This is a genomic window from Pseudomonas sp. NY11955 (genome assembly GCF_048068035.1).
Lineage (GTDB): Bacteria > Pseudomonadota > Gammaproteobacteria > Pseudomonadales > Pseudomonadaceae > Aquipseudomonas.
In genome coordinates this window covers 349,564-361,994 of sequence record NZ_JBLUPS010000005.1, presented here as the reverse complement: position 1 = coordinate 361,994, position 12,431 = coordinate 349,564, and the positions used below count along the sequence as shown (strand labels likewise).

The 12,431-nt window shown below is 65.2% G+C and carries 8 protein-coding genes; 6 read left to right on the top strand and 2 right to left on the bottom strand.

Annotation, left to right across the window (positions count from 1 at the left end; all coding sequences use genetic code 11):
* Window positions 1-33 precede the first annotated feature (33 nt).
* Genes ACNFBR_RS12520 through ACNFBR_RS12510 form a run of 3 tightly spaced genes read left to right on the top strand, consistent with a single transcriptional unit; the run spans window position 34 to window position 3,624 of the window.
* Window positions 34-1,938, top strand: coding sequence for a sensor histidine kinase (locus ACNFBR_RS12520; protein WP_416735181.1), 1,905 nt, complete (start codon window positions 34-36; stop codon window positions 1,936-1,938).
* Complete coding sequence (locus ACNFBR_RS12515; RefSeq protein ID WP_416735180.1) at window positions 1,935-3,263, top strand: sigma-54-dependent transcriptional regulator; 1,329 nt, start codon at window positions 1,935-1,937, stop codon at window positions 3,261-3,263. Before ACNFBR_RS12520 ends, ACNFBR_RS12515 begins: the two co-directional genes overlap by 4 nt.
* Before the next feature lie 25 nt (window positions 3,264-3,288).
* On the top strand, window positions 3,289-3,624 hold the full coding sequence (locus tag ACNFBR_RS12510) for a GlpM family protein (protein ID WP_416735179.1): 336 nt from the start codon (window positions 3,289-3,291) through the stop codon (window positions 3,622-3,624).
* Between the two features lie 126 nt (window positions 3,625-3,750).
* On the opposite strand, the gene ACNFBR_RS12505 is transcribed toward ACNFBR_RS12510, so the two are convergent.
* Window positions 3,751-4,746 (bottom strand): alpha/beta fold hydrolase, encoded by a 996-nt coding sequence (locus tag ACNFBR_RS12505; RefSeq protein WP_416735178.1) that lies wholly within the window; start codon window positions 4,744-4,746, stop codon window positions 3,751-3,753.
* 196 nt (window positions 4,747-4,942) lie between these two features.
* On the opposite strand from ACNFBR_RS12505, the gene metR reads away from it, so the two are divergent.
* Window positions 4,943-5,860, top strand: coding sequence for a transcriptional regulator MetR (gene metR, locus ACNFBR_RS12500; protein WP_021781953.1), 918 nt, complete (start codon window positions 4,943-4,945; stop codon window positions 5,858-5,860).
* Here the strand turns inward: metR and ACNFBR_RS12495 are convergent.
* Window positions 5,844-6,257, bottom strand: coding sequence for an NUDIX hydrolase (locus ACNFBR_RS12495; RefSeq protein ID WP_416735177.1), 414 nt, complete (start codon window positions 6,255-6,257; stop codon window positions 5,844-5,846). The two genes, metR and ACNFBR_RS12495, sit on opposite strands and share 17 nt — an antisense overlap.
* 112 nt (window positions 6,258-6,369) lie before the next feature.
* Between ACNFBR_RS12495 and ACNFBR_RS12490 the strand changes: the two genes are divergently transcribed.
* Complete coding sequence (locus tag ACNFBR_RS12490) at window positions 6,370-10,650, top strand: DEAD/DEAH box helicase (RefSeq protein WP_416735176.1); 4,281 nt, start codon at window positions 6,370-6,372, stop codon at window positions 10,648-10,650.
* 143 nt (window positions 10,651-10,793) lie between these two features.
* Window positions 10,794-12,413: an FMN-binding glutamate synthase family protein gene (locus tag ACNFBR_RS12485; protein ID WP_060493338.1), complete on the top strand. Its 1,620-nt coding sequence runs from the start codon at window positions 10,794-10,796 to the stop codon at window positions 12,411-12,413.
* Window positions 12,414-12,431: the final 18 nt, after the last annotated feature.

Here is a 12,431-nt window from a genome sequence, read left to right as displayed (position 1 = left end):
GCAGCGGATGCTGGTCGTGACAAGGCCACTGTGATGAAATGCGACCCCTCGCTACTTCACCCTACCAAGCCTGCCGTGAACTCCCGCCTGATCCGTCAATTGCTGTTGCCGCCCCTGATCATCCTGCTGATGGTCGGCCTGGGCCTGGCCGGCTACCTGATAAGCGAAAGCAACGGCATCCGCACGCTCAGCGAAAACGGCGAACGCCAACTGGAGCTGCACGCGCGCACGGTCGAAAGCGAAATCAGCAAGTACACCTATTTGCCGAGCCTGCTGGAACTGGAAGACAGCGTTTCGCAGTTGCTCACCGACCCGGATGGCGGCTCACGCCAGACGGTCAACGAATACCTTGAGGGCCTGAACCGGCGCAGCCGCAGCCGGGCCATCTTCGTCCTCGACACCAATGGCCGGGTCCAGGCCACCAGCAACTGGCGCGATGCCGACTCGTTCCTGGGTGAAGACCTGTCGTTCCGCGCCTACTTCCAAACCGCCGTGCGCGGCGAGCCAGGGCGGTTCTACGGCATCGGCAGTACCACAGGCGAAGCCGGCTATTACTTGGCCCATGGCCTTGAAGAGCACGGCAAGATCATTGGCGTAGCGGTGATCAAGGTGCGCTTGGACACCCTCGAGGAGCGTTGGCAACGTGCCCGCCTGGAGGCGTTCGTCAGCGACGAGAACGGCATCATCATCCTTTCCAGCGACCCAGCCCGGCGCCTGAAATCGGTGCGCCCGCTGACCCCGCAAATCAAGGAACGCCTGGCGCGCAGCCTGCAGTACTACTGGTGGCCGCTGAACGAGTTGCAGCCACTGGCTCGGGAAACCCTGGCCGATGGTGTGGAAAAACTGACCTTTCCGGCCAATAGCGAAACGGCCCAGGGCAAGCCCCACGAAGTGGCCTACCTGGCGCAGACCCGGCGCCTGGCCGACACGCCCTGGCATTTCACCCTGCTGACCCCACTACAGGATTTGCGGCGCGAGTCCATGGTGCAGGGCATTCTGGTGGGCGTGGCCTTCGCCTTGCTGGCGATCCTAGGCATCGCCTGGAACGAGCGGCGCAAAGTCATCGCCACCCGCCTGGCGGCCCGCGAGGCGCTGGAAGAAGCCAACAGCCAGCTGGAACGGCGGATTGCCGAACGCACCGCCGACCTGCGCGCCAGCAACGAACGCCTGAAGGGCCAGATTCGCGAGCGCCGGCATGCCGAGCAAACCCTGCGCCATGCCCAGGATGAGCTGGTGCAGGCCGGCAAGCTGGCCGCCATCGGGCAGATGTCCACCAGCATTGCCCACGAGCTGAATCAGCCACTGGCTGCACTGCGCACCTTGTCCGGCAATACCGTGCGCTTCCTCGAACGTGGCGCGCTGGAAACCGCCAGTGCCAACCTGCGCACCATGAACGACCTGATCGACCGCATGGGCCGCATCACCGCCAGCTTGCGCTCGTTCGCCAGGCGTGGCGACGATGGTGGCCAGGCTTCGCTGGCCAAGGCGGTGGAGGCTACCCTGCAGGTGCTGGCCAACCGTATCAGTGCCTGCCATCTGCAGTTGCACCAGCAATTCGAGGACCAGCAACTGGCCATCGACCAGACCCGCCTGGAGCAGATTCTGGTCAACCTGATCGGCAACGCCCTCGACGCCATGGCCGCGCAACCGCTACCCGAGCTGTGGCTGGAAGGCGAACTGCAAGGCGACAAGTACCGTTTACAGGTGCGCGACAACGGCCACGGTATCGACGCCGAGGCACGCAAGCACCTGTTCGAACCCTTCTTCACCACCAAACCGGGCGAACACGGCCTGGGTCTGGGCCTGACCCTGTCGGCGAGCCTTGCCGCCGCCGCCAAGGGCAGCCTCAACGTCGAGCACCCCGTCACCGGTGGCACGGCCTTCGTCCTGGCCCTGCCCCTGGTTTCTCCCCCTAGCGAATCGGCAGAGCATCCATGAACCAAGCGCCACTTACCGTCCTGATCGTCGAAGACGACCCGCATGTGCTGCTCGGCTGCCAGCAGGCGCTGGCCCTGGAGGACATTGCCTGCGAGGGCGTGGGCAGCGCCGAACAGGCGCTGGAGCGCATCGGCGACGATTTCGCCGGCATTGTCGTCAGCGATATCCGCCTGCCGGGCATCGATGGCCTGGAGCTGCTCAACCGCCTCAAAGCCCGTGACCGCAGCCTGCCGGTAGTGCTGATCACTGGCCATGGCGATATCGACATGGCCGTAGGCGCCATGCGCAACGGTGCCTACGACTTCATGGAAAAGCCGTTCTCCCCCGAGCGCCTGGTCGACGTGGTGCGCCGCGCGCTGGAACAGCGCGGGCTGTCGCGCGAGGTGGTGGCCCTGCGCCGCCAACTGGCCGAACAAAGCAGCCTGGAGGGGCGCATCATCGGCCGCTCGCCGGCCATGGAGCACCTGCGCGAACTGATCGCCAACGTCGCCGATACTTCAGCCAACGTGCTGATCGAAGGTGAGACCGGCACCGGCAAAGAGCTGGTCGCGCGCTGCCTACACGACTTCAGCCGCCGCCAAGGCCAGCCGTTCGTGGCGTTGAACTGTGGCGGCCTGCCGGAAAACCTGTTCGAAAGCGAGATTTTCGGCCACGAAGCCAACGCCTTCACCGGTGCCGGTAAACGCCGCATCGGCAAGATCGAACACGCCAATGGCGGCACGCTGTTCCTCGATGAAGTGGAGAGCATGCCGATCAACCTGCAGATCAAGCTGCTGCGCGTGCTGCAAGAGCGCACTCTGGAGCGGCTGGGCTCGAACCAGAGCATCCCGGTGGATTGCCGAGTGATCGCCGCGACCAAGGCCGACCTCGATACCTTGGGCCAGAGCGGCCAGTTCCGCAGTGACCTGTATTACCGGCTGAACGTGGTAACCCTGGAACTGCCGCCGCTGCGTGAGCGCCGTGAAGATATCCTGCAGTTGTTCGAACACTTCCTGCAGCAGTCGGCCCTGCGCTTCGACCGGGAAACACCGACACTGGACAGCCAGACCCTGTCGCGCCTGATGGCTCACGACTGGCCGGGCAACGTGCGCGAATTGCGCAACGTGGCCGAACGCTATGCCCTCGGCTTGCCGGCGTTCAAGAAAGGCCCCAGCGGTGCTGCCAGCCAAGGCTTGGGCTTTTCCGAGGCAGTGGAAGCGTTCGAACGCAGCCTGCTCAGCGATGCCCTGCAACGCACCGGCGGCAACCTGAGCCAGGCCAGCCAGGAACTGGGCATGGCCAAGACCACGCTGTTCGACAAAGTGAAAAAATACGGCCTCGGCTGACTTCAACCCAAACTGGAAAGACAACGTGGACCTGGTATTCAAAGCTGCCTTGGGCGCTGGCGTGGTGCTGCTGCTGGCGGTGCTGTCGAAGACGCGTAACTACTACATCGCGGGGCTGGTGCCGCTGTTTCCCACCTTCGCCCTGATTGCCCATTACATCGTCGGCAAGGGGCGCAGCATTGCCGACCTGAAGACCACCATCTTGTTCGGCATGTGGTCGATCATCCCGTACTTCGTGTACCTGGCAACCCTGTATGTGCTGGTCGACCGCCTGCGCCTGGAAGCCTCGCTGGCGCTGGCCACGGTGGCTTGGTTGATGGCTGCGACAGTGCTGGTGAGCGTGTGGGTGCGGATGCACTGATCATCATCGGCGTGCGCTTCTTCGCGGGCGCGCCCGCTCCCACCGCTCCCACCGCTGCTGCGCATGATTGAAGGCGGGTGTTTTCCCTGTGGGAGCGGGCATGCCCGCGAAGCAGGCAACGCGGTTTCACAGCCCTGCGATGTGCGTGACATCCTGCCGATGGGCTTGCAGGTAGGGCAACACCGCCCCCAGCAGCGGCGCCTTGAATGGCTCCTGGAAGCGGTGCGCCAGCCCTGGGATCAAGCGCAACTGGCTGCCCTGGATATGCGCCGCCAAATGCACGCCATGCATGACCGGCAACAACGGGTCGGCCGTGCCGTGGACCACCAGGGTCGGCACGCGCAGTTGGTTAAGCAACTCGACGCGGCTCGGCTCGGCCAGTATCGCCATGATCTGGCGCTTGGCACCGTCAGGGTTGAATGCCCGGTCGTAGGCCACGGCCGCCTGATGCAGCAACACCGCGCGGTCATCCCGTACCTCGGGGCTGCCCAGTGCCGCCAGCAGGTCGGCCTGCTGCTCGATGGCCACTTCACGGGTGGGTGCGCTGCGCCGGGCCAGTAGCTGCACCAGCGCCGGATCCGGCGCCGGCAGCCCCGCCGCCCCTGAACTGGACATGACCAGCGTCAGGCTGCGAACGCGCTCGGGCGCCATCGCCGCCAAATGCTGGGCAATCATGCCGCCCATGCTCACGCCCAGTACATGAAACTGGCGCACACCCAACGCGTCCATCAGACGCAAGCCATCATCGGCCATATCAGTCAGCGTATAAGGCGCCGCCACCGGCAGGCCCAGCTTGTAGCGCAGCAGCTCGACCGTGAGGTTGGCTGACGGTGGCACCTGGTTCCAGCGTGACAGGCCGACATCGCGGTTGTCATAGCGAATGACCCGAAAGCCCTGACGGCACAAGGCCTCGACCACATCGTCCGGCCAATGGATCAGTTGCCCGCCCAAGCCCATGACCAGCAGCAAGGCCGGGTCACGCGGCGCACCGACGCTCTGGTACACCAGGCTGACGGCGCCCAGCTCAGCACGCTGCACCGGCACGCGAGCATCACAACGCTGTTCGGCGAAACTCGCAGGTACGCTGAATAGGAAGAAAAGAAAAAGCCAAAAAGCCCGCATGAAAGAAACACCAGAATGCAGATCCCCAGTAGAGCGCGAGTCTGATGAATTTTGTTCGGGCGCGCTGCCACAGTTCGGTGACAGTTTCATGACTCCCGCCAGGCGGTGCGGCCGATCGCCCTGTCGACAGGCGTAGCAACATGAGGGAAACTCAACTCATCCCATGTTTCCTCAAATCTACACCCCGGAGCTATCCGTGCTGGAAATCCGTCACCTGAAAACCCTTCATGCCCTGCGGGAAGCCGATAGCCTGGTGGAGGCCGCCGAGCGTCTGCACCTGACTCAATCGGCACTGTCGCACCAGTTCAAGGAGCTGGAAGAACGCCTGGGCCTGCCCATATTCGTGCGCAAGACCAAGCCGATCCGCTTCACCAGCGCCGGGTTGCGTCTTCTGCAACTGGCCGATGCCACCCTGCCGTTGCTGCGCGGTGCCGAGCGTGACATCGCGCGCCTGGCCGGTGGCACTGCCGGGCGCCTGCACATGGCCATCGAATGCCACAGCTGCTTCCAGTGGCTGATGCCGACCATCGACCAGTTCCGCGATGCCTGGCCGGAAGTGGAGCTGGACCTGGCCTCCGGCTTCGCCTTCGCCCCGCTGCCGGCCCTGGCCCGCGGCGATCTCGACCTGGTGGTGACCTCCGACCCGGTGGACCTGGCAGGCATCACCTATGTGCCGCTGTTCACCTACGAGGCGATGCTGGCCGTAGCCAATCAGCACCCACTGGCGAGCAAGCCTTACATCGTGCCGCAGGATCTGCTCGACCAGACATTGATCACCTACCCGGTGGAGCGCGACCGCCTGGACATCTTCACCCGCTTCCTGGAACCGGCCGATATCGAGCCAGCCGCCGTGCGCACCTCGGAGCTGACGGTGATGATGATGCAACTGGTGGCCAGCGGCCGTGGGGTGTGCGGCATGCCGCACTGGGCGCTGCACGAGTACAGCTCGCGCGGCTATGTGAAGGGCAAGCGCCTGGGCGAGAAAGGCCTGTTCGCCACGCTGTATGCCGCCGTGCGCACCGACATGCTCGATGCGCCGTACATGCGCGACTTTTTGCTGACGGCCAAGGACACCTCGTTCGCCACCCTCGATGGCGTCAGCGCGGTGCGTTGAGCGCCTGGCGGTACAGCGGCAGGATCAGGTCGCGGGTCAGCGGCGCCAGTGGCATTGCCGGTGCCTGATCGGCGGCCAGCCAGACCACCTCCTCGATCTCGGCAGCCGGAACCACGGTGGCGGCGCTGTCGACACGAAACAGTTCGGCCTGCACGTCGAAGCCTGGCTCGTTGGCCGCCGGGGCACTGAACTGGCCCAGGTGCACGGCCTGGGCCGGGTCGATATGCAGGCCCAGTTCCTCGTACAACTCGCGCACCAGTGCCTGCACCGGCGTTTCACCGGCATCGATCTTGCCGCCTGGCTGCATGAAGGCCTCGGTGCCGCGCTTGCGTACCAGCAGGGTGCGGCCCTGAGGGTCGATCAGCAGGGCGGCGGCGATGCGGATGGTGTTGGGCATGGATGGGCTCGCTGGAAACAATGGCCGGGGAGGATCCCACGGGGTCCTTGGCCTGACAAGGCCAGACGAACGGCCCCTTGCCAACCCGCCACACACCCGCCATAACCAACACATGAACCTGCCCGCCAAACAGCACCCGGTGCTCGAGCTGTTCCACCCTGCCGTCAGCACCTGGTTCCGTCGCCATTTCGCCACGGTCACCGATGCCCAGGCACAGGCCTGGCCGCTGATCCATGCGGGCCAGTCGATGCTGCTGGCGGCCCCGACTGGCTCGGGCAAAACGCTAAGCGCTTTTCTGGCCGTGCTCGACGAACTGTTCCGCCAAGGCCTGGAGCACCAGGGCGAACTGCCAGCGCACACCCAGGTGGTCTACGTTTCACCGCTAAAGGCCCTGTCCAACGACATCCGCCTGAACCTGCAGGCCCCGCTCGAAGGCATCAGCCAGGCCCTCGCAGACCAAGGCCTGAACGCCCCACGCGTCACCACGGCCGTGCGCACCGGCGACACGCCGCAGCAGGAACGCGTGGCCATGCGCAAGCGGGCCCCGCACATACTGGTGACCACACCCGAGTCGCTCTACGTGCTGATGGGCTCGGCGTCCGGCCGTGAAGGCCTGGCCAACGTGCACACGGTGATCGTCGACGAAATCCATGCCCTGGCCGGCAACAAACGCGGCGCCCATCTGGCACTCACCCTGGAGCGCCTGCAGGCCTTGTGCCGCCAGCCACTGCGGCGTATCGGCCTGTCCGCCACGCAACGCCCGGTAGAGCGGGTGGCGCAGTTTCTGGTGGGCAACGGGCGCCCCTGCGCCATTGTCGATGTCGGCCATGCGCGCAAGCGCGATCTGGCCATCGAAGTGCCGCCGGTACCGCTGGGCGCGGTGATGGCCACCGATGTCTGGGGCCTGGTTTACGACCGCTTGGCCACCCTTGCCCGCGACCACAGCACTACATTGGTGTTCGTCAATACCCGGCGCCTGGCCGAGCGCATCACCCGCCACCTCAGCGATCGGCTGGGCAAAGAGGCGGTTGCCGCGCACCATGGCAGCTTGTCCAAAGAGCTGCGCCTGAACGCGGAGCAGCGGCTCAAGCGCGGCCAGCTGCAGGTGCTGGTAGCGACGGCATCACTGGAGCTGGGCATTGATATCGGCGATGTCGACCTGGTCTGCCAGATCGCCTCGCCAGGTTCGATTGCCGCCTTCCTGCAACGGGTTGGCCGCGCCGGCCACCAGGTCGATGCTGTGCCCAAGGGGCGCTTGTTCCCCACCTCCCGCGATGACCTGATCGAATGCGTTGCCCTGCTCGACTGCGTGCGCCTGGGTGAGCTGGACGAACTGCACATCCCCCGCGCGCCGCTGGATGTACTGGCCCAGCAGATCGTCGCCGAAGCCAGCAACCAGGTCTGGCACGAACAGGCGCTGCTGGATTGCCTGCGCCAAGCCACGCCTTATGCCGAGCTCGACCAGCAGCATTACCAAGCCCTTTTGCGCATGCTCGCCGAAGGCTACAACGGCCGCCAGGGCGTACGCAGCGCCTACCTGCACCGCGATGCGGTCAGCGGTACGCTGCGAGGCCGCCGGGGCAGCCAGCTGACTGCGCTGACCAGCGGCGGCACCATCCCCGACAACGCCGACTACGCCGTGCTGCTGGAACCGCAGGCGCTGAACATCGGCAGCGTCAATGAAGACTTTGCCGTGGAGAGCATCGCCGGCGATATCTTCCAGCTGGGCAACGCCTCGTATCGCATATTGCGCGTCGAGCTGGGCCGCGTAAGGGTGGAAGATGCGCATGGAATGCCGCCAACCATTCCGTTCTGGCTGGGTGAAGCGCCGGGGCGCAGTGACGAGCTGTCTGCCGCCGTGGCCCGGTTGCAGGCACGCATCGACCAGCAACTGGCGCAGGCGGACGGCGACATGGCGAAGGTACTGGCTTGGTTGCAGGCTACCTTCGAACTGGGCGAGGACAGCGCCGGCCAATTGCTCGACTACCTGGCCCGCACCCGCGAAGTGCTTGGCGCCCTGCCCTCGCAAGACACGCTGGTGATGGAGCGCTTTTTCGATGAGTCCGGCGGCACCCAGCTGATCATCCATTCGCCTTACGGCAGCCGCATCAACCGCGCCTGGGGCCTGGCCCTGCGCAAGCGCTTTTGCCGCACCTTCAACTTCGAACTGCAGGCCGCCGCCAGCGAGGACGCCATCGTGCTGTCGCTGTCGACCAGCCACAGTTTCGAGCTGGACGAAGTGTGGCGCTACCTGAATAGCCGCAGCGCCGAGCCGATACTCATCCAGGCCTTGCTGGACGCGCCGCTGTTTGGCGTACGCTGGCGCTGGAACGCAGGTGTGGCCATGGCGCTGCCGCGCTTCGTGGGCGGACGCAAGGTGGCACCACAGATCCAGCGCATGAAGAGCGAAGACCTGATCGCCGCGGTGTTCCCCGACCAGATCGCCTGCCTGGAGAACATCGCCGGCGAGCGGCAGATTCCCGACCACCCGCTGGTCGAACAAACCCTCGATGATTGCCTGCACGAGGCGATGGACAGCGAAGGCTGGCTGGCCCTGTTGCGGCGCATGGAAAACGGCGCGGTACGGCTGCTATGCCGCGACCTGCCCGCGCCTTCGCCGCTGGCGTCAGCGATTCTAAACGCCCGGCCCTATGCCTTTCTGGACGATGCACCACTGGAAGAACGCCGCACTCAGGCGGTGCTCAACCGGCGCTGGAACGACGTGCACAGTGGCGATGACCTGGGCGCCTTGGACACCGACGCCATTGCTGCCGTTGCGGCCGAGGCCTGGCCTGAGCCGGGCAATAGCGATGAAATGCACGAGGCGTTGATGGGCCTGGGCGCTATCAGCCAGGCCGAGGTCGAGGCCAACCCCAGCTGGGACCTGCTGCTAAGGCAACTGGCCAAGGCCGGACGCGCCTTGCGCCTGGGCGATGAAAAACTCTGGCTGGCCCGCGAGCGCCTGAACCTGATGCTGGCACTGTACCCGGCAGCACAGCTGAAGCCTGCGCTCGTACAGCTCCCCGGCTTCGACCAGCCCATCGACCCCGAACCTGCACTAAGCGAACTGCTGCGCGCCCGCTTGAGCGGCCATGGCCCGCAGACCCTGGCGCAGCTCGCGGTGCCATTGGCCAAGTCAGCAATCGATGTCGAACAAGCCTTGGCCCGCCTGGAGGCCGAAGGCTATGTGCTGCGCGGGTATTTCAGCCCCGGTACACCCGACCAACAATGGTGCGAACGCCATTTGCTGGCACGCATCCACCGCTACACGGTCAAGCGCCTGCGCCGCGAGATCGAACCGGTCAGCCTGCAGGACTTCATGCGCTTTCTGTTCGACTGGCAGCACCTGGCGCCCGACGAGCGCCTGCGTGGCCCGCAGGCGGTGGCCGAAGTACTGGGCCAGTTGCAGGGCTTCCCCAGCGCCGCAGTGGCCTGGGAGGCAGATCTGCTGCCGGCGCGCATCAAGGACTACAGCCCGCACTGGCTCGACGACGCCTGCCGCAGCGGGCAGTTTGCCTGGAGCCGGCTGGCGGCAACGGTGGCGAGCAGCACCCTGGCCAGCACGCCACTGGTGCTGCTGCCACGGGACCAGTTGAACACCTGGCGCAGCTTGGCGCCCGCACCCGCCGTGGATGCCCTTGGCCTGCGTGCGCAACGGGTGCACGAAGCACTGAAAACTCAAGGAGCGCTGTTCTTCGATGAACTGGCACATGAGGCACATCTACTGCCCAGCGAACTGGAGACCGCGCTGCAGGAGCTGGTGGGTTCGGGCCTGGTCGGCGCGGACAGTTTCACCGGCTTGCGCAGCCTGATCACGCCCGCGGCCAAGCGCAGTTCACGCAACAGCCGCCGCGGGCATCCGCCGCTTTCCAGCAACATGGCGCATGCCGGGCGATGGGCACTGCTGCGCCGCAGCGATACGCCAACGGATCACGACCAGCGGCTGGAGCACATTGCCCGCACCCTGCTGCGCCGCTATGGCGTGATCTGCTGGCGGCTACTGGAGCGCGAAAGTGACGTGCTGCCGCCCTGGCGTGAGCTGCTGCGCTGCTACCACCGGCTGGAGGCGCGTGGCGAGATCCGTGGCGGGCGCTTCATTGCCGGGCTGGCAGGTGAGCAGTTCGCCTTGCCGGAGGCGGTGGGCTTGCTGCGGCAAGTGAGGCGACGTGAACCAGACGGAGCGCTGCAGGTGGTGAGTGCCGGTGACCCGCTGAACCTGGTTGGCTCGCTACTGCCCGGAGCGAAAGTGCCAGCAGTGAGTGGTAACCGCCTGCTGTATCGCGACGGGGTGCCGGTGGCGGTTCGGGTGGCCGGGCGTTACTCATTTCTGCTGGAGGCGCCCGCGCAAGAGCAGGACAACTGGCGGCAAAAACTGCTGCGTGACACACACTGAGCGTCATTGGCCGTACCGGCCCTATCGCTTGACGAGAATGATTTTCGCTACCCCGATTTTAATTTGCAGCACCCGTCAACTTGGCTATGGTCGGGGTTTGCCCCCAGGCCCTGAGCCTGACCGCGCCATCGCAAGGACCCTGTATGAGCCTGTCACTTCTCAGCCGCTATGCCTTTTTCGCCGCCTGTGTGCTGTTCACCCTGGCGAGCCTGCCCTTCACCCACCACGAATGGTTGTGGCCGTTCACCCTGACCACTGGCATCCTCAGCCTGATCGGCGTGTTCGACCTGCTGCAGCAGCGCCACGCCGTACGCCGCAACTACCCGATCCTGGGTAACATCCGCTACCTGGTCGAGGCGATTCGCCCGGAGATCCGCCAGTATTTGCTGGAGTCCGACAGCGACGCCCTGCCCTTCTCCCGTGCTCAGCGCTCACTGGTGTATGCCCGGGCCAAGAACGAAGCCTCGGACAAACCTTTCGGCACGCTGATCGATGTGTATGAGTCCGGCTTCGAGTTCATCGGCCACTCCATGCGCCCGGCGCCGCTGGCCGACCCGGCCAGCTTCCGCGTCATCGTCGGCGGGCCACAGTGCAGCCAGCCGTATTCGGCGTCGATCTTCAACATTTCGGCCATGAGCTTCGGCTCGCTCAGTGCCAATGCCATTCGCGCGCTCAACCAGGGCGCCAAGCTGGGCAATTTCCACCATGACACCGGCGAGGGCAGCATCAGCCCGTACCACCGCGAGCACGGTGGTGACCTGGTGTGGGAACTGGGCAGCGGCTATTTCGGCTGCCGCACGCCGGACGGGCGCTTCGACCCCGAGCGCTTTGCCGCCCAGGCACGCACCCCACAGGTGCGCATGATCGAGATCAAGATGAGCCAGGGCGCCAAGCCCGGCCACGGCGGCATCCTGCCCAAACATAAGGTCACCCAGGAAATTGCCGAAACCCGTGGCGTACTGATGGGCGAGGACTGCATTTCGCCATCGCGCCACAGTGCTTTCTCCACCCCGATCGAGATGATGCAGTTCATCGCCCAACTGCGTGAACTGTCCGGCGGCAAGCCAGTGGGGTTCAAGTTCTGCCTGGGCCACCCGTGGGAGTTCATGGGCATCGCCAAGGCCATGCTGGAAACCGGCATCCTGCCCGACTTCATCGTCGTCGATGGCAAGGAAGGTGGCACCGGTGCGGCGCCCGTGGAGTTCACCGACCACATCGGCGTACCGCTGCGTGAGGGCCTTTTGTTCGTGCACAACACCCTGGTCGGCCTGAACCTGCGCGACAAGATCAAGCTGGGCGCCAGCGGCAAGATCGTCAGCGCCTTCGACATCGCCAGCGTGCTGGCCATTGGCGCCGACTGGGCCAACTCGGCACGCGGCTTCATGTTCGCCATCGGCTGCATCCAGTCGCAAAGCTGCCACACCAACAAATGCCCGACCGGCGTGGCCACGCAAGACCCGCTGCGCCAGCGTGCACTGGTGGTGCCAGACAAAGCCCAACGGGTGCTGAACTTCCATCACAACACCTTGCGTGCCTTGGCCGAAATGCTTGCGGCGGCGGGCCTGGAGCATCCGGCGCAACTGGAGGCCAAGCACCTGGTACGACGCATCTCGGCCACCGAGATCAAGCTGTTCTCGCAGATGCATGTGTTTCTGAAACCGGGCGAGTTGCTGACCGGCGAGGTGAATGGGCAGTTCTATTCGCGGATGTGGCAGCTGGCACGGGCGGACAGCTTTGAGCCGCACAGCGAGGTGGCGGCCTGAGGGAGCCATGGGGCCGCG